The 17,078-nt window shown below is 68.1% G+C and carries 19 protein-coding genes; 13 read left to right on the top strand and 6 right to left on the bottom strand.

What is annotated here, in order from left to right; translation table 11 throughout:
* The first annotated feature begins 8 nt into the window (after nt 1-8).
* The 7 genes from IEY14_RS06255 to pyk all read left to right on the top strand — a co-directional run bounded on the left by IEY14_RS06255 (nt 9) and on the right by pyk (nt 8,009).
* Nucleotides 9-1,841, top strand: coding sequence for a M3 family oligoendopeptidase (locus tag IEY14_RS06255; RefSeq protein WP_188907300.1), 1,833 nt, complete (start codon nt 9-11; stop codon nt 1,839-1,841).
* Between the two features lie 248 nt (nt 1,842-2,089).
* Nucleotides 2,090-3,544, top strand: coding sequence for a homospermidine synthase (locus IEY14_RS06250; protein ID WP_188907299.1), 1,455 nt, complete (start codon nt 2,090-2,092; stop codon nt 3,542-3,544).
* Nucleotides 3,545-3,852: 308 nt separating this feature from the next.
* Nucleotides 3,853-4,314 (top strand): nuclear transport factor 2 family protein, encoded by a 462-nt coding sequence (locus tag IEY14_RS06245; protein WP_188907298.1) that lies wholly within the window; start codon nt 3,853-3,855, stop codon nt 4,312-4,314.
* A gap of 137 nt (nt 4,315-4,451) precedes the next feature.
* Nucleotides 4,452-4,826, top strand: a complete 375-nt coding sequence (locus IEY14_RS06240) for an Omp10 family outer membrane lipoprotein (RefSeq protein WP_188907297.1) — start codon at nt 4,452-4,454, stop codon at nt 4,824-4,826.
* A gap of 130 nt (nt 4,827-4,956) precedes the next feature.
* A complete protein-coding gene (gene hemH, locus IEY14_RS06235) occupies nt 4,957-6,018 on the top strand; it encodes a ferrochelatase (protein ID WP_188907296.1) in 1,062 nt (353 codons plus the stop codon).
* A gap of 87 nt (nt 6,019-6,105) precedes the next feature.
* Complete coding sequence (locus IEY14_RS06230; RefSeq protein ID WP_188907295.1) at nt 6,106-6,576, top strand: DUF1036 domain-containing protein; 471 nt, start codon at nt 6,106-6,108, stop codon at nt 6,574-6,576.
* Nucleotides 6,573-8,009, top strand: coding sequence for a pyruvate kinase (pyk, locus tag IEY14_RS06225; protein WP_188907294.1), 1,437 nt, complete (start codon nt 6,573-6,575; stop codon nt 8,007-8,009). The genes IEY14_RS06230 and pyk overlap by 4 nt, the downstream gene beginning before the upstream one ends.
* A 93-nt stretch (nt 8,010-8,102) precedes the next feature.
* Here the strand turns inward: pyk and IEY14_RS06220 are convergent, their stop codons facing one another.
* The 5 genes from IEY14_RS06220 to IEY14_RS06200 form a co-directional block, all read right to left on the bottom strand.
* Nucleotides 8,103-8,768: a tetratricopeptide repeat protein gene (locus IEY14_RS06220; protein ID WP_188907293.1), complete on the bottom strand. Its 666-nt coding sequence runs from the start codon at nt 8,766-8,768 to the stop codon at nt 8,103-8,105.
* Between the two features lie 80 nt (nt 8,769-8,848).
* Nucleotides 8,849-8,974 (bottom strand): type B 50S ribosomal protein L36, encoded by a 126-nt coding sequence (gene ykgO / locus IEY14_RS06215; protein WP_150970893.1) that lies wholly within the window; start codon nt 8,972-8,974, stop codon nt 8,849-8,851.
* 112 nt (nt 8,975-9,086) lie between these two features.
* Nucleotides 9,087-10,160: a 5-(carboxyamino)imidazole ribonucleotide synthase gene (locus IEY14_RS06210; protein ID WP_188907292.1), complete on the bottom strand. Its 1,074-nt coding sequence runs from the start codon at nt 10,158-10,160 to the stop codon at nt 9,087-9,089.
* Nucleotides 10,157-10,660, bottom strand: coding sequence for a 5-(carboxyamino)imidazole ribonucleotide mutase (gene purE / locus IEY14_RS06205; protein WP_188907291.1), 504 nt, complete (start codon nt 10,658-10,660; stop codon nt 10,157-10,159). The genes IEY14_RS06210 and purE overlap by 4 nt, the downstream gene beginning before the upstream one ends.
* Nucleotides 10,657-10,860 carry a YdcH family protein gene (locus IEY14_RS06200; protein ID WP_188907290.1) on the bottom strand — a complete coding sequence of 68 codons (204 nt, stop codon included), beginning with the start codon at nt 10,858-10,860 and terminating at the stop codon, nt 10,657-10,659. Before IEY14_RS06200 ends, purE begins: the two co-directional genes overlap by 4 nt.
* 210 nt (nt 10,861-11,070) lie before the next feature.
* On the opposite strand from IEY14_RS06200, the gene IEY14_RS06195 reads away from it, so the two are divergent.
* Nucleotides 11,071-11,247 (top strand): YdcH family protein, encoded by a 177-nt coding sequence (locus IEY14_RS06195; RefSeq protein ID WP_373288931.1) that lies wholly within the window; start codon nt 11,071-11,073, stop codon nt 11,245-11,247.
* A 74-nt stretch (nt 11,248-11,321) separates the two neighbouring features.
* Here the strand turns inward: IEY14_RS06195 and IEY14_RS06190 are convergent, their stop codons facing one another.
* Nucleotides 11,322-12,080 carry a sulfite exporter TauE/SafE family protein gene (locus IEY14_RS06190; RefSeq protein ID WP_188907288.1) on the bottom strand — a complete coding sequence of 253 codons (759 nt, stop codon included), beginning with the start codon at nt 12,078-12,080 and terminating at the stop codon, nt 11,322-11,324.
* A gap of 144 nt (nt 12,081-12,224) precedes the next feature.
* On the opposite strand from IEY14_RS06190, the gene IEY14_RS06185 reads away from it, so the two are divergent.
* The 5 genes from IEY14_RS06185 to IEY14_RS06165 all read left to right on the top strand — a co-directional run bounded on the left by IEY14_RS06185 (nt 12,225) and on the right by IEY14_RS06165 (nt 17,076).
* Nucleotides 12,225-12,887, top strand: a complete 663-nt coding sequence (locus tag IEY14_RS06185) for a thiamine phosphate synthase (RefSeq protein WP_188907287.1) — start codon at nt 12,225-12,227, stop codon at nt 12,885-12,887.
* A complete protein-coding gene (locus tag IEY14_RS06180; RefSeq protein ID WP_188907286.1) occupies nt 12,884-13,867 on the top strand; it encodes a tetratricopeptide repeat protein in 984 nt (327 codons plus the stop codon). Before IEY14_RS06185 ends, IEY14_RS06180 begins: the two co-directional genes overlap by 4 nt.
* A gap of 177 nt (nt 13,868-14,044) precedes the next feature.
* Nucleotides 14,045-14,869 (top strand): inositol monophosphatase family protein, encoded by an 825-nt coding sequence (locus tag IEY14_RS06175; protein WP_188907285.1) that lies wholly within the window; start codon nt 14,045-14,047, stop codon nt 14,867-14,869.
* Between the two features lie 122 nt (nt 14,870-14,991).
* Entirely contained in the window at nt 14,992-16,044 is a 1,053-nt protein-coding gene (locus tag IEY14_RS06170) for a MotA/TolQ/ExbB proton channel family protein (protein WP_188907284.1), read from the top strand.
* A 3-nt stretch (nt 16,045-16,047) separates the two neighbouring features.
* On the top strand, nt 16,048-17,076 hold the full coding sequence (locus IEY14_RS06165) for a peptidoglycan -binding protein (RefSeq protein ID WP_188907283.1): 1,029 nt from the start codon (nt 16,048-16,050) through the stop codon (nt 17,074-17,076).
* Nucleotides 17,077-17,078 lie beyond the last annotated feature (2 nt).

The following is a 17,078-nucleotide window of genomic DNA, read 5'->3' as shown; positions in this document are numbered from 1 at the left end:
ATAGTCCGATGCCCCACGCGACCTTGAGCTTTTCCGCCGCCTCCGACGGCGCGCGCGCGGGGCTCGGCACCCTGCCCGAATGGGACCTGAGCGATCTCTATGCCGCGATGGACGCGCCGGAGATCGAGGCCGATCTCGAACGCGGCGACGCGATGGCGACCGCCTTCGGCGCGCGCTGGCGCGGCCGGCTCGCCGAAACCGCGGCGGAGCCGGGCGGCGGCGCGCTGGCCGAGGCGCTCGCCGATTACGAGGCGCTGGAGGAGATCCTCGGCCGCCTCATCTCCTATGCCGGCCTCGTCTATTCGGGCGACACGTCGGACAGCGCCAAGGCCAAGTTCTACGGCGACATCCAGGGGCGGATCACCGAGATCTCCTCGCGCCTTCTCTTCTTCCCGCTGGAACTGAACCGCGTGCCGGACGAGCTCCTCGACGCGGCGATGGCCGCCAATGCGGCGCTCGCCCATTACCGGCCCTGGATCGTCGACCTCCGGCGCGACAAGCCTTTCCAGCTCGAGGACCGGGTGGAAGAGCTGTTCCACGAGAAGGCGATGACCGGCCGCAATGCCTGGAACCGCCTCTTCGACGAGACGATGACGGCGCTGCGCTTCGAGGTCGGCGGCGAGGATCTGGCGCTGGAGGAGACGCTGAACCTTCTGCAGGACGAGCATCGCGACCGCCGCCGCGCGGCGGGCGAGGCGCTGGCCAAGGTCTTCGCCGAGAATCTGCGCATCTTCACGCTGATCACCAACACGCTCGCCAAGGACAAGGAGATTTCCGATCGCTGGCGCGGCTTCGAGGATGTCGCCGATTCCCGCCATCTCGCCAATCGCGTCGAGCGGCCGGTGGTGGACGCGCTCGCCGGCGCCGTCCGCGCGAACTATAGCGCGATCTCGCATCGCTACTACGCGCTGAAGGCGCGCTGGCTGGGGCTCGACGCCCTGGAGTTCTGGGACCGCAACGCCCCGCTGCCCCAGGCGCCGCGCCGGGAGATCGCCTGGGACGAGGCGCGGCGCACGGTCCTTTCGGCCTATTCCGGCTTCTCGACCGAGATGGCCGAGATCGCCGACCGCTTCTTCGAGAAGCGCTGGATCGACGCGGCCATCCGGCCCGGCAAGGCGCCCGGCGCCTTCGCCCATCCGACCGTGCCCTCCGCCCATCCCTATGTGCTGCTCAACTATCTCGGCAAGCCGCGCGACGTGATGACGCTCGCCCACGAGCTCGGCCATGGCGTCCACCAGGTCCTGGCCGGGCCGCAGGGCGCGCTGATGGCGCCGACGCCGCTGACGCTGGCCGAGACGGCCTCGGTCTTCGGCGAGATGCTGACCTTCCGCTCGCTGCTCGACGGCGCCGCCGATCCGCGCGAAAGGAAGGGGCTCCTCGCCGCCAAGGTGGAGGACATGATCAACACGGTCGTGCGCCAGGTCGCCTTCTACCAGTTCGAGCGCGAGCTGCACGAGGAGCGGCGCAACGGCGAACTGACCTCGGCGCGGATCGGCGAGATCTGGCTGAAGGTGCAGGGCGAGAGCCTCGGTCCCGCCATCCGGCTCGGCGCCGGCTACGAGACCTTCTGGACCTATGTCCCGCATTTCATCCATTCGCCCTTCTACGTCTATGCCTATGCCTTCGGCGACTGTCTGGTGAACTCGCTCTACGCGGTCTACCAGCACTCGGAGGCCGGATTTCAGCAGAAATACTTCGACATGCTGCGGGCGGGCGGCACCAAGCACCATTCGGAACTCCTCGCGCCCTTCGGGCTCGACGCCTCCGATCCGACCTTCTGGTCGAAGGGCCTCTCCGTCATTTCCGGCTTCATCGACGAGCTGGAAAGCTTCGACCGCTGAGTCGCCCGCGCCGGTCGCCGCCCGGACGCACCGGCGATTCTTCGCGGCCGAGGGGTCGCCGAGAGTGGAACGGCACGGCGCGAGCGCCGTGCCGGAGTTCTCGAAAGTCCCGATTTTCCAACGAAGTCGGCGAGGGAAGTTCGCTAAAGTTCAAGAACAGGAAACTCGCCGCTTTCTTTTAGGTCCCGCTTCCGATAGCCGCAGGGTGAAACCTCGAGAGCATCTCCAGCCAAAAAGGACCTGCTGCGATGGGCGACGCAACGCACGATCCCGTCTATGCCGAAATCCAGGGACCCATCGTCATGGTGGGCTTCGGATCGATCGGAAGAGGCACATTGCCGCTGATCGAGCGGCATTTCCGCTTCGACAAGTCGCGCTTCACGGTGATCGATCCCAAGGATACCGATCGCAAGCTTCTGGACGAGCGCGGCATCCGCTTCGTCCAGCAGGGGCTGACGCGCAAGAACTACGAGGACGTGCTGAAGCCGCTGCTTTCCGGCGGCGAGGGGCCGGGCTTTCTCGTCAACCTGTCGGTCGATACCGGCTCGCTCGATCTCATGCGCCTCGCCCGCGAGCTCGGCGCCTTCTATATCGACACGGTGGTCGAGCCCTGGCTCGGCTTCTATTTCGACGACAAGCTCTCCAATGCCGACCGCACCAACTACGCGCTGCGCAAGGCGGTGAAGAAGGAGGCACGCAAGCATCCGGGCGGTCGCACGGCGGTGTCCTGCTGCGGCGCCAATCCGGGCATGGTCTCCTGGTTCGTCAAGCAGGCGCTGCTCGACGTCGCCCGCGAGATCGGCCTCGACTTCGAGGAGCCGGGCGCCCGGGATCGCGAGGGCTGGGCCAAGCTGATGCGCAAGGCCGGCGTGAAGGGCATCCATGTCGCCGAGCGCGACACCCAGCGCGCCAGGCAGCCCAAGCCCCTCAACGTTTTCTGGAACACTTGGTCGGTGGAGGGCTTCATCTCGGAAGGCATGCAGCCGGCCGAGCTCGGCTGGGGCACCCATGAGACCTGGATGCCGAAGACCGCCCGCCTCCACAAGAAGGAGGACGCGCCGGCGATCTTCCTCGAACAGCCGGGCGCGGCGACGCGCGTGCGGACCTGGTGCCCGACGCCCGGCCCCCAGCACGGCTTCCTCGTCACCCATAACGAGGCGATCTCGATCTCCGACTATTTCACCGTGCGCGACAAGCATGACGAGATCGTCTATCGGCCGACCTGCCATTACGCCTACCATCCGAACAACGACGCGCTTCTGTCGATCGACGAGCTGTTCGGCGCGGCCGGCCGCATCCAGCCGGTCCATCATGTCCTCACCGAGGAGGAACTGGTCGACGGCGCGGACGAACTCGGCGTCCTGCTCTATGGCCATGCCAAGAACGCCTATTGGTACGGCTCGCAGTTGTCGCTCGACGAGGCGCGCAGCCTTGCGCCCTATCAGAACGCCACCGGCCTTCAGGTCACCTCGGCCGTGCTCGCGGGCATGGTCTGGGCGCTGGAGAACCCGGAAGCCGGCATCGTCGAGGCGGACGAGATGGACTTCCATCGCTGCCTGGAGATCCAGAGGCCCTATCTCGGTCCGGTGAAGGGCTATTTCACCGACTGGAATCCGCTGACCGACCGCCCGGGCCTGTTCAAGGAGGATCTCGACGAGAGCGATCCCTGGCAGTTCCGCAACGTGCTGGTCCACGACCACTGACGAGTTCGGGTCTTTCGGAGGCGGCGCTTGCCGCCGCCTCCGACCTTTCTTGCGTCGAAATGACGCAATTCCTGCGTTCGGTCACGAGCCAGACGGTCTGCAAATTTGCTAAACCGCTGACCTGGTTGGCTTATTTCGGGGGCGGCTTTTAACGGCGACGGTCTCTTGACCCATATCTCTGCTCGCCCCGGTGGAGTTTGTGCAACTTCAAAGGCTTGGCGAGGCCCGATCGCGTTCGTGAGCATTTGTTACTAGGAGTTGACTCCTAACTGTCCTTCCCGCCGAGTTAGTCAGTGGGAAACGGACCGATGGTCGTCGCCGTGGACAACGCCGATCGCAAGCGCATCGTTCTGCGGGAAGTGCTGGATGCCCTGATGTCCGGCAGGATCGGCGTCGTCTCGCGTCATTTCGCGCCGGGTCTCGTCTTCTCCAACCGCTCGAATGCCGGGGTGATCGACGCGCCCTGGTTCGACCGGCTGGAAGGTGACTTCCGGCTGGCAGGCGAGGTGGAGGCGCGGTCCTTCCTCAGCGAGCTGATGCGGCGGGCGAAATACATCTCCTACGAGGAGCGCGGTCTGGTGGTCGAGGAGGAGTCGGCCGCGACGCTCTACAACTGGACGCGGCGCGACGAGCGCAACGGCACGCTCGTCACCGGCACCACCATGTGCTGGTTCGTCTTCACTTCCGATTCGCGCATCCGCAGCGTCGAGACGATCAGCTCGATCCATTCCGTCTTTCCGGCCAAGGTCGGCGAGGTCGCCCCCGCCTGACGGGACGGGCGAGCGATTTCTGGTGGATGACCGTCGCGTCCGCCATCCGTCGCCCCGCCGGCCGGGTGACAGGACGCCGCCGCTTCGCTAGCAATTTTCATCAAGCTCTAGGATTTCCCGACGGCGAGGATCGGCCCATGTCCCGGAAGACCATCGTTGCCCTTCTGTCCGCGCTGGCGGCTTTCGCCGGTTGCGCCTCCACGCAGCAGACGGCCGCCGTCGCGCCGCCGCCGGCCCCGCGCGGCATCGAGGGCAGCTGGGCCTCGACCGGCGGCGCCGTCGCCTACAACGCCAATTTCACCAACGGCACCTTCACCTCGACGGAATCTGGCACCGGCGCCGTTCTCGCCGAAGGCACCTATCGCCCGCTCGGACCGGGCCAGGTGACGATCGAATATACGTCCCGGGTGCGGGGCACCCGGATCGCGGCCAATTGCAATCAGGTCGAGCCCGACCGTCTCGCCTGCGCCTCCTCGAACGGCAGCCGCTTCGAATTCACCCGCCGCGGCTGACGCGCCGCGCCTTGCCGCGGCGCGATTCCCGGCTTAGGGCGGCTTCGATCGGAATGGGAGCCATTCCACGGCCGGGCTTTGCCCTTATATGAGCGCCAGCAGCCCGTCTCCGCGCTCGTAAGGCGTCTTCATGAACATGCATTCTCCGCCCTCGAACGGCCGTGCCGTCGGACCTCTGCCGGCCGGCCACCCGCCCGTGAAGGCGCGCAAGGTCGGCGTCCTCCTCGTCAATCTCGGCACGCCCGACGGCACGTCCTATGCGCCGATGCGGCGCTATCTGAAGGAGTTCCTGTCCGATCGCCGCGTGATCGAATGGCCGCGCGCCGCCTGGTATCCGATCCTCTACGGCATCGTCCTCAACACGCGGCCGAAGAAGTCGGGCCGCGCCTACGATCTCATCTGGAACCGGGAGCGCAACGAATCGCCCTTGCGCACCTTCACACGCGCCCAGGGCGAGAAGCTGGCCGAACGCTTGGCGGACGAGGCAGAGGTGATGGTCGAATGGGGCATGCGCTACGGCACGCCCTCGATCGCCGAGAAGCTGGACCGATTGCAGGAGGCCGGCTGCGACCGCATCCTCGTCTATCCGCTCTATCCGCAATATTCGGCCTCGACCACGGCGACCGTGAACGACAAGGCCTTCGAGCATCTGATGACCAAGCGCTGGATGCCGGCGCTGCGCACGGTGCCGGCCTATCACGACGAGCCGGTCTATATCGACGCGCTCGCCCGCTCGATCGAGACGCATCTCGCCGGCCTCGACTTCGAGCCCGAGAAGGTGATCGCCTCCTATCACGGCATTCCGCAAAGCTATTTCCGCAATGGCGATCCCTATCACTGCCATTGCCAGAAGACCTCGCGGCTCCTGGAAGAGCGGCTCGGCTGGCCGAAGGGCCGGCTCCTCACCACGTTCCAGTCGCGATTCGGGCCGGAGGAATGGCTCCAGCCCTATACGGACAAGACGGTGGAGGAACTGGCGAAACAGGGCGTCAAGCGAATCGCCGCGCTCAATCCGGGCTTTGTCTCCGATTGTCTGGAGACGCTGGAGGAGATCGCCGGCCAGGTGGCCGAAAGCTTCCTGCACAATGGCGGCGAGCGCTTCTCGCATATTCCCTGTCTCAACGACAGCGAGCCGGGCATGGACGTGATCGAGGCCATGGTCCGGCGGGAATTGCGCGGCTGGGTCGGCTGATCCCGCCCCTTCGTTGACACAAATTGCGGCGAAGCGGACAATTCGCGGGAACCGCCAGGTTCGCGCCTGCCAATTCAGGATCGATCGATGCTGCCACGAACGCTTGCCCGCTGGCGTCGCTTCCGCGCGCCGCTGGCGCTTGCCTGTCTCGGATTTCTGGCTCTCGCGCCTTTCACCGCCGGCAGCGCCCGGGCGGATTTCCGCGTCTGCAACGGCACGCAGTCGCTGGTGGGCGTGGCCGTCGGCTATCGCGCCGAGGGCGGCTGGACGGCGGAGGGCTGGTGGCAGATCCCCGCGACCACCTGCAAGTCGGTGATCGAGGGCCCGCTCGCCTCGCGCTACTACTACCTCTATGCGGAGGATCAGGACGGGCGCGGGCTCTGGGCCGGCAACGTGAACTTCTGCGTCGCCGACAAAGAGTTCAAGATCGTCGACGTGAAGGATTGCTTCGCGCGCGGCTTTCAGAAATTAGGGTTCCGTGAATACGACACGGGCGAACAGGGGAGCTGGATGGTGCAGCTCACCGAGGCGCCCCGCGGAGAAGCGACCAACCCATGAGACGCAACCGACGGGTCAAGATTCTCGCGACGCTCGGACCCGCTTCCTCCGAGGAGCGGATGATCCGCAGCCTGCACGAGGCGGGCGCGGACGTGTTCCGCATCAATATGAGCCATACCGACCATGACCTGATGCGCGAGCTGGTGCGGCGCATCCGCTCTGTCGAGGCCGAGGTCGGCCGGCCGATCGGCATCCTGGCCGATCTCCAGGGGCCGAAGCTGCGCGTCGGCACCTTCCACGACACTGCCGTGTCGCTCGAGGTCGGGCAGGAATTCACGCTCGACAACAATCCGGAGCCGGGCGACGCGACGCGCGTCCATCTGCCCCATCCCGAGATCCTGGAAGCCGTCGAAGCGGGCCATCGCCTCTTGATCGACGACGGCAAGCTCCAGCTCATCGCCATCGAGGCCGATGGCAAGCGCGTGAAATGCCGCGTCGTCGCCGGCAACAAGATCTCCAACCGCAAGGGCGTCAGCCTGCCGGATACGACGATCGGCACCGGCGCCCTGACCGAGAAGGACCGGCGCGATCTCGACGCGGTGCTTGAGGCCGAGGTCGACTGGGTGGCGCTGTCCTTCATCCAGCGCCCCGAGGATCTGGCGGAAGCGCGCAAGGTGGCGCGCGGCCGCGTCGGCCTCATGTCCAAGATCGAGAAGCCGCAGGCGGTCGAGCGTCTCGACGAGATCATCGAGCTGTCCGACGCGCTGATGGTGGCGCGCGGCGATCTCGGCGTCGAGATGCCGCTGGAAAAGGTGCCGGGCATTCAGAAGCGTATCACCCGCGCCGCGCGCAAGGCTGGCAAGCCGGTGGTGGTCGCGACGCAGATGCTGGAATCGATGATCACCGCGCCGGTGCCGACCCGCGCCGAGGTCTCCGACGTCTCCATCGCCGTCTACGAGGGCGCCGACGCGATCATGCTGTCGGCCGAATCGGCGGCCGGCCAGTATCCGATCGAGGCGGTCTCGATGATGAGTCGCATCGCCGAGGCGACCGAGCGCGATCCGGTCTATCCGGGCATCATCTTCGCCCAGCGGCCGGCGCCGGAGCCGACCGGGGCCGACGCCGTGTCGCTCGCCGCGCGGCAGATGTCCGAGACGCTGAAGGTCGCGACGATCGTCGCCTATACCGCGACGGGCACGACGGGCCTGCGCACGGCGCGCGAGCGCCCGCAGCTGCCGATCCTGGCGCTGTCGCCGGTCATCAACACCGCCCGCCGCCTGTCGGTGGTCTGGGGTCTCCACTGCGTCATCACCAAGGACGAGGAATCGATCGACGCGATGATCGACACCGCCTGCCGCGTCGCGGTGGAGGAGGGCTTCGCCCATGCCGGCGACCGCGTGATCATCATCGCCGGCGTGCCGCTGAAGATCCCCGGCTCGACCAACATGCTGCGCATCGCGCATATCGGCTCGGACGGCCTCTCGGCGGTCTGAGCGCCTTTCCTCATCAAGCGAATGCGAAGGCCGCCTCCGGGCGGCCTTCTTCGTTTCGGTGCCTTGCCGGCGCTCTCGGGGGCTTGGCTCCCCCTACAGCGCCTGTCCCGCCAATTCGTCCGACAGCCGTGCCACGGCGTCCTGGGCGGGCTTCAGCGTCGGATAGAGCTCAAGAACCTTCAGATAGGTCTGGAGCGCCTGGGGCTTGCGGTCGGTCTCCTCCAGAATCGCCCCGAAGCCCATCAGCGCGCCGTAATGGCGCGGCTCCAGCCGCAGGGTCTGGCGGATGTCGTCCAGCGACTTGCCGTAATCGTCGTTCGTGTAGTTCAGCGTCGCGCGGCGGTTCCAGGCCTCGGCATAATCCGGGTCGAGCACGAGGGCCTGATCGAGGAAGTCGAGCGCCGCCGCGCCGTCCTGCTTCGCCATAGCGAGCGTCGCGCGCTGCACCAGGAGATCGACCGTCGCGCTGCCGCTCCGGCCCCATTCGGCATTGATCTTCTCGGCGATGGCGGCGGCCTTGGTGGCGGAGGCTTCCTGCTTCAATTCGGCGAAGAGCGCGTCGAGCCGCCGCGCCTGCGCGCCGGGCTCCTCCGGCGCCTTCAGCGGCGTCTCGCCCGATGGCGCGCCGCGCCCGCCGCCGGACGGACCCGCGCCGCGCGGGAGGGCCGGCTCGGCGGGAGAATTCGCACCCGTCTGCGCCGGTGCCGGCGGCACGGCGGCGAGAAGGAGGAGAGGCAGGCAAAAAAGAAGGGCGCGCATCCGGAAACCTTAAGGTCCCGCCGCGCGCCCGACAAATCGAAAATCGCGTGATCGGCCGCCCGAATCGGCGGCCGGACCGCTCAGCCCTGACGCGCCTTGAAGCGCGGGGCCTCCTTGTTGATGATGTAGATGCGGCCCTTGCGGCGAACCATGCGGTTGGCGCGATGACGGCCCTTGAGGGTCTTTAGCGAGTTCTTGATCTTCATCGACCTTGCGTCCTTTCTCCGGCTCGGCCCGGAGGGCTCGCCGTCCAACGAAAAGCGCGCCATCTCTGGCGCGCCTTATGTGACGGCTTGGTAAAGCCAGGGTGTCGTTTTGTCAACGATCCCGGCGGTGCAAACGGGTCACGTGGCCCATCTTCCGGCCGGGCTTGGCGTCGCCCTTGCCATAGACATGGACCACCGTGTCCGGCTCGGCGAGCCGATCCAGCGCCTGCTCGATCTCCGCCCCGATCAGGTTCTCCATCACGCAGTCGGCATGGCGGGCGGGCGAGCCGAGCGGGCGCCCGGCGACGGCGCGGATATGCTGCTCGAACTGCGAGACGGTGCAGGCGGCCTCCGTCCAATGGCCGGAATTGTGGACGCGCGGCGCGATCTCGTTGACCACCAGCCCGCCATCGGTCGCGAAGAACTCAACGCCGATGACGCCGACATAGTCGAGATGTTCGAGGATGCGGGCGGCCACGGCCTGGGCCGCGTGGGCGAGTTCCGGCGTGATCCGCCCCGGCACGGTGGAGGTCCGCAGGATGCCGAGCGAATGGACGTTCTCGGCCGGATCGAAGGCGGCGATCGCGCCGTCCGCGCCGCGCGCCGCGACGACCGAGAGCTCGAAGTCGAAGGGCACTTTCTTTTCCAGGATCGAGGACACGCCGCCGAGGCTGGCGAAGGCCTCCGCATGCGGGCTGCGCTGGCGGATCGTCGCCTGGCCCTTGCCGTCATAGCCGAAGCGCCGCGTCTTCAGGATGCAGTCGCCGCCGAGATCCTGGAAGGCGTGGTCGAGCTCCTGCACGTCGTCCACCGCCCGCCATTCGGCGGTGGCGACGCCGATGCCGTTGAGGAAGGCCTTCTCCACCACGCGGTCCTGCGACACTTCGAGGGCATGAGGCGGGGGAAGGACCGGCACGGTCTCCGCGATGCGGCGCATCGGGTCGACGGCGACATTCTCGAACTCGTAGGTGACGACCGCGACGCGGGAGGCGAGCTCGGCCAGCGCCCCGGCATCGTCATAGGCGCCGACGATGATCTCGTTGGCGACCTGCGCCGCGGCGCAGTGCCGATTCGGATCGAGCACGACGATGCGATAGCCGAGCCGCGCCGCGCTGAGCGCCAGCATGCGCCCGAGCTGGCCGCCGCCGACGATGCCGATCGCGGCGTTCAACGGCAGCGGGGTCATCCGGCCGTCTCCGGCGCGGGCGCCAGCGCGACGGCTTCCGTCTGCGCGCGGCGATGCGCCTCCAGCCGTTCGGCCAGCACCTCGTCCGAGAGCGCGAGGACGCTGGCGGCGAGAAGGGCGGCGTTCACCGCGCCGGCCCGGCCGATCGCCAGGGTGCCGACCGGGATGCCGGCCGGCATCTGCACGATGGAGAGAAGGCTGTCCTCGCCGGACAGCGCCTTCGATTCGACCGGCACGCCGAAGACCGGCAGCGGCGTCAGCGAGGCGAGCATGCCGGGCAGATGGGCCGCGCCGCCGGCCCCGGCGATGATGACGCGATAGCCGGCGGCCTTCGCGCCGCGGCCGAACTCGAACAGCCGCTCGGGCGTGCGATGGGCGGAGACGATCAGCGCGCGGTGGGAAACGCCGAGCCCTTCCAGCATGTCGGCCGCGTTCTTCATGGTGGCCCAGTCGGACTGGCTGCCCATCACCACCGCGACGTCGCGTCGGTCGCCGCTCATGCGATGATGTCCGGCACGATCTGGTCCTCGACATCCTGCAGGCGGTCCTTCACCTGCAGCTTCTTCTTCTTCATGCGCTGGACCTGGAGGCGATCGCAGCCGACCTTCTCCATCGCGTTGATCGCGGCGTCGTAGTCGGCATGTTCCTGGCGCAGACGAGCGGCGAGCATGCGGAGCGCCGCCTGTTCCTGATCGGCCATTCGTTTCCCTTCGGCCTCCTCGTCGACGGCCGGGCGGCCGACTCTTCAAAATGTTCGTGATCGATTAGCAGTCCGCTCGCGCTAGGGGAACCGAAAGCTTTTGCAACCTGTCGACGGACGCGCGCTTTTATGACAGCCTCGTCACGTGAGGTCCGTGAGTGGAGTTGAGGCAAGGACGGGCCTCATCACCCCAACAGATCGAAAGGAGCGATCATGTCTTTGGATGGGCATCTGGCCACGCTGCAGCAGAAGCACGCGGCGATCGAAGCCGAACTCGAAGCCGCTATCCTCAGCCCGGCCATGAGCGATGTGGAAATCCGTGACATGAAGCGGCGCAAGCTGCTGCTGAAGGACGAGATGGAGAGACTGCGCAACAGCAGGCACTGACGCGAAATCCCGGCGGGGACCGGGTGCGGCATGGCCCGCGCCCGGTCCTCGGCCGCCGGCCAAGGAAAGATTTTTCAGAACATCCAGCCGCGCAAGCCGTCATAGACGAGCTTGATCCCGACCGGGATCAGCAGCGAATAGGTGATGAGGTAGAACTTCTCCCGTTCGGTGCGCTTCACCAGCCAGACCCCGACCACCGTGGCGATCGGCGCCAGCGGCAGGAGCATCGCCGAGGTCGCGAGATTCTCCGCCGAGAACTGGCCGAGGAGGAAGTAGGGGATCAGCTTCACGAAATTGGTGACGGCGAAGAAGATCACCGTCGTGCCCGCGAAGACGGCGGGATCGAGCTTCAGCGGCATCACATAGACTTGGAAGGGCGGTCCGCCCGAATGGCTGACGAAGCTGGTGAAGCCGGCCACCGCCCCCCAGAAGACGCCCATCGGCCGGCTCGCCTCGGCGGGCACCGTCTTGTGCCGGCCCGAGAAGAACCACTGCACCGCGAAGATCAGGCAGAGGAGCCCCATGGTGAGGCGGACGCCCGCCTCCGGGATCGAAGCCGAGGTCGCGTAGCCGAGCGCGATGCCGAGGAGCGAGGCCGGCAGGATCAGCCGCAGCACGCGGGCGTCGTAGACGCCGCGCCAGGCGACGAGCGCGACGATGTCCATCAGGATCAGGATCGGCAGCATGATGCCGGCGGCCGCCACCGGCGAGATCGCCAGCGCCATCAGCGGCACGCCGATCATCGAGATCGAGCCGCCGAAGCCGCCCTTCGACAGGCCGACGAGAATCACCGCCGGAATGGCGAGGGCGTAGAAAAGCGGATCGGTGATCATGGGGGCACTCGGCGCGGACCTTTGCCGATACACCGGCGGGCGGGGAGGGGACAACCGCCGCGCCGATCCGCTTGCCGGCCCTTCGAAAGTCGTTTTCGCCGTGATATTCGCGGGCGCTTCACGGATCGATCGCCGAAAGTGCCCATGCGCCAGGATTTCGCCCGCCCGAGACTCGTTCTCATCACGACGCCGCTCGCCGATCCGGCGGGCGCGGCGGCGGCGCTGCGCGCCGCGCTCGGCGCCGGCGACGTCGCGAGCGTCATCGTCGATCCGGCGGGGCGGAGCGAGGCGGAGTTCCAGCCCTTCGCCGAGGCGGCGGTGGCGGCCTGCCGCGAATACGAGGTCGCCGTCATGGTGGCGGGCGACACGCGCGTCGCCGGGCGGGCGAAGGCGGACGGCTTCCATCTCGTCGGCGACGATCTGGAGGCCCTGCGCGAGGCGGTGGAGCGCTTCGCGCCCCGCGCCATGGTGGGCGCCTCCGGCTTCACTACGCGCCACGAGGCGCTGGAGGCGGGCGAGCTCCTGCCCGACTACATCCTCTTCGGCGCCTTCGGGGCCGACCGCGCCGCCGGCCCGCGACCGGAGGATCTGGAACTCGCCGAATGGTGGGCGGAGATCGTCGAGGTGCCCTGCATCGTCCTCGGCGGCGGCGATGTCGAGACGCTGGGCGAGGCGGTGCGGAGCGGCGCGGAATTCGTCGCGCTTTCGGCGGCCGTCTTCGCCGATCCGGCGCCGGCCGCCGTCGCGGCCAAGGTCGAGCGCGCGAACCGGCTCATCGACGAAGTCTCGGAGGGTCTGACCGCATGAGGCGCTTCCTGCCGCTCCTCGTCCTCGCGCTTCTCGTGCCGGGCCTCGCGGCCGGCGCCGAGACGAAGAAGAAGCCGGCGGCCCATATCCTGCCGCATCCGGCCGCGACGAAGGTGCCGGGCGGCAAGGCGCTGTCGGCCAAGCCCGTCTCGGCGGACGACCGGGCCTATGGCGCGCTCCAGCGCGGCTATTACCTGACGGCGCTCAAGATCGCCCTGCCGATCGCCAAGCTCGGCGATCCCGTCGCTCAGACGCTCGTCGGCGAGATCTACGGGCGCGGCCTCGGCGTGCCGCGCAGCGACGAGGAGGCCGCGCGCTGGTACAAGGCGGCGGCGAAGGCCAACCATCCCTATGGCGAGTTCCGCTATGGGCTGATGCTGCTCGACGGCTCGGCCGGCTACAAGGACTACGCCGAGGCCAAGCGGCTGATGAAGGCGGCGGCCGATGGCGGCATCCCGCTCGCCGGCTACAATTACGGCCAGATGCTGATCGAGGCCTCGCCCAATGCCGGCTTCGCCGAGGCCATGCCCTATTTCGCCAAGGCGGCCGGCGCCGGCGTGCCCGACGCGCAATATGCCATGGCGCAGGTCCTCGCCTATGGCCGGGGCGTCGAGCGGCCGAATCTCGAACAGGCCCGCGCCTTTCTCGCCGCCGCCGCGCGCAACGGCCATGTCGTCTCGCAGATCGAGCTCGGCATCTGGATGATCAACGGCAAGGGCGGCGCCAAGAACGCGGCGCTCGGCGCCGGCTGGCTGCGCCGCGCCGCCGCGCGAGGCAATCCCATCGCGATGAACCGGCTCGCCCATCTCTACAAGGACGGCGTCGGCGTCGAGGCGAGCAAGGTCGAGGCGGCGAAATGGTCGGTGCTCGCCAAGCGCGCCGACAACGACGACGCGACGCTGGACGACTTCTTCCGCAAGCTGGACGAGGACACCAAGAAGTCGGCGCTGGAGGCCGCGAACCGCTTCCGGCCGAGCTGAGGCCGGGCCGCCGCCGCGTCGGTCTTGATGCTCCGGCGCATTTGTGGTCTTGAGCGGGGAAGGGCCGGGGGTGTCTTCCGCCGCCCGTCGCGACCGGACCGGCGGCGAGCGGCTCTCGCGCCGCCCCGGACCCGACGCGGGGCTTCGCCCTCCATCATTTCGCAAAGGATCAAGATCATGGCCCGCTCGGCGCTCCTCAACGTCATGACGCAGGCCGCGACCAAGGCCGGACGCTCGCTGACGCGCGACTTCGGCGAGGTGCAGAACCTCCAGGTCTCGATGAAGGGGCCGGCCGACTACGTCTCGGCCGCCGACCGCAAGGCCGAGGAGATCGTCTTCCAGGAACTGTCGCGCGCCCGTCCCGAATGGGGCTTCCTGATGGAGGAGCGCGGCGCGGTCGAGGGGCGCGATCCCGAGCATCGCTGGATCGTCGATCCGCTGGACGGCACCACCAACTTCCTCCACGGCATTCCGCATTTCGCCGTGTCGATCGCGCTGGAACGGGCCGGCGAGATCGTCGCCGGCGTCGTCTTCAACCCGGCGACGGACGAGCTCTACACCGCCGAGCGCGGCGGCGGCGCCTTCTCGAACGACCGGCGCCTGCGCGTCGCCGCGCGCGGCAAGCTGAACGACGCGCTGATCGGCTGCGGCGCGCCCTTTCTCGGCCATGGCGACCATGCGCGCTTCCTCTACGAAGCGCGCAACATCATGGCGAACACCGCCGGCATCCGCCGCTTCGGCGCCGCCTCGCTCGATCTCGTCGCGGTCGCGGCCGGCCGCCTCGACGCGTTCTGGGAACACGCCCTCGCGCCGTGGGACTGCGCGGCCGGCTCGATCATCGTGCGCGAGGCCGGCGGCATCGTCACCGCGCTCGACGGTAGCCGCTTCGATCCGATCGCCGGCGACATCGCCTGCGGCAACGAGGCGATCCACAAGGCGCTGCTCGACCAGCTGAAGCGCGCCGACGACGCGATCCGCATGACGAAGACCAGCGCGGCCTGACAGAGGGGCGAAGCGCCGGTAAACCCTTCCGGCGCTTTGCGAAGCGCCTCCATTTCCTCGGAGCGCTTTGTCGGCTAGGGTCCCGGCCAGTTTCGCGCGGCTTTCGGGAACCACGACGGGTCATGCAGGTCTTCACTTCGCCGAACGATCGGACGAGGCCGGACGGTTACGCGGTCGGGCGGCTCGGCAGCCCCATGGTGTTCCTGTGGTCGATGCTGGTCTTCCTGGGCCTCGTCGGCTTCGTCGCCCTCATCCTGTCGCGGCAGGTGAGGACGGCCTTCGTCACCAATCCCGGCCTTAACGGCCTCATCACCGGCGTCCTCGCCATCGGCATCCTCCTGGCGCTGGCGCAGATCATCCGCCTCGCGCGCGAGGTGCGCTGGGTGAACGCCTTCCGCGAGAACGCTCCGAATTTCGAGCGGCTGCGCGATCCGGTCCTGCTCGCGCCGATGCGCGGGCTGATCGGCCGCCGCCGGCAGATCGCCCTGTCCACCACCTCGATGCGCGCCGTGCTCGATTCGGTCGCGACGCGTCTCGACGAGACGCGCGACATCGCCCGCTATCTCATCGGCCTCCTCGTCTTTCTCGGCCTTCTCGGCACGTTCTGGGGCCTTCTCGGCACGATCGGCTCGATCGGCGCGACGATCCAGGGGCTCGATCCGGGGGCGGGCGACGCGGCGAGCGTCCTCAACGCGCTGAAGGCCGGCCTGTCGGCGCCGCTGTCCGGCATGGGCACCGCCTTTTCCTCCTCGCTCTTCGGCCTGTCCGGCTCGCTGGTCCTCGGCTTTCTCGACCTCCAGGTCGGCCGCGCGCAGAACCGCTTCTATACCGAGTTCGAGAACTGGCTCTCCTCCATCACCGATGTCGGCTCGGACATGCTGCTCCCGCCCGGCGGCGCGGCCCCGATCGTGCCGGTGGCGAGCAATAGCAGCGAGGAGATGCGGATCATCTCCGAGCGCCTGACCAAGCTGGTGCAGGACCAGGCGGCGAGCCCGCGCACCTCCACCGCCATGGCGAGCCTCGCCGAGAGCATCCAGGGCCTCGTCCAGCACATGCGCAGCGAACAGCAGTTGCTGCGCGATTTCGTCGAGGCGCAGGCCAACGAGCAGCGCGAATTGCGGGCGGTGCTCGATCGCCTCGCCCGCGTCGCGGATGCCGAGACGGAGCGGCGCTGAGCCATGGCGCTGTCGCGCAACCGCCGGTCCGAGCGCACCGTCGACTACTGGCCGGGCTTCGTCGACGCCCTTTCGACGCTGCTCCTCGCCATCATGTTCCTGCTCTCCGTCTTCGTGATGGCGCAGTTCCTGCTGACGCGCGAGGTGAGCGGCAAGGACGAGGTGCTGGACCGGCTGAACTCGCAGATCGCCGAGCTCACCCAGCTTCTCGCGCTGGAGCGCTCGACCGGCCAGGACTATCAGGATCAGATCGCCGGGCTCCAGGCCTCGCTCCAGTCGAGCGAGACCGAGCGCTCGCGTCTGCAGGAGGCACTGTCGTCCGGCTCCGGCGCGGCGGCGAGCGCCGAGGCGAAGGCGGGCGGCCTCCAGACCGCGCTCGACTCCCAGACGGCCATCTCGCAGCGGGCGCAGGCCCAGGTCGAGCTTCTCAACCAGCAGCTCGCGGCGCTGCGCCAGCAGATCGCCGCGCTGGAGGACGCGCTCCAGGCCTCCGAGACGCGCGACCGCGAAAGCCAGACCAAGATCGCCGATCTCGGCAGCCGCCTCAACATCGCGCTGGCCCAGCGCGTGCAGGAACTGGCGCGCTACCGTTCCGACTTCTTCGGCCGCCTGCGCGAGATCCTGGCCGACCGCGAGAATATCCGCATCGTCGGCGACCGCTTCGTCTTCCAGTCGGAAGTGCTGTTCCCGTCCGGCGGCGACCAGCTTCAGCCGGCGGGCGCCGCCGAGATGACCAAGCTCGCGGATGCCGCGAAGCAGCTGGCGCGCGAGATCCCCTCCGACATCAACTGGATCATCCGCGTCGACGGCCATACGGACAATGTGCCGATCGGCGGCGGGCGCTTCACCGACAATTGGCAGCTTTCCTCGGCGCGCGCCGCCTCCGTCGTGCGCTTCCTCGTCTCGCAGGGCGTGCCGGCCGACCATCTGGCGGCGGCGGGCTTCGGCGAATATCAGCCGCTCGATCCGGCCGACACGCCGGAAGCGCGGGCCCGCAACCGGCGCATCGAACTGAAGCTGACCGAGCGCTGACG

The organism is Aureimonas endophytica (assembly GCF_014642635.1).
GTDB classification, from domain to species: domain Bacteria; phylum Pseudomonadota; class Alphaproteobacteria; order Rhizobiales; family Rhizobiaceae; genus Plantimonas; species Plantimonas endophytica.
This window is presented reverse-complemented; position numbering and strand designations above follow the sequence as displayed.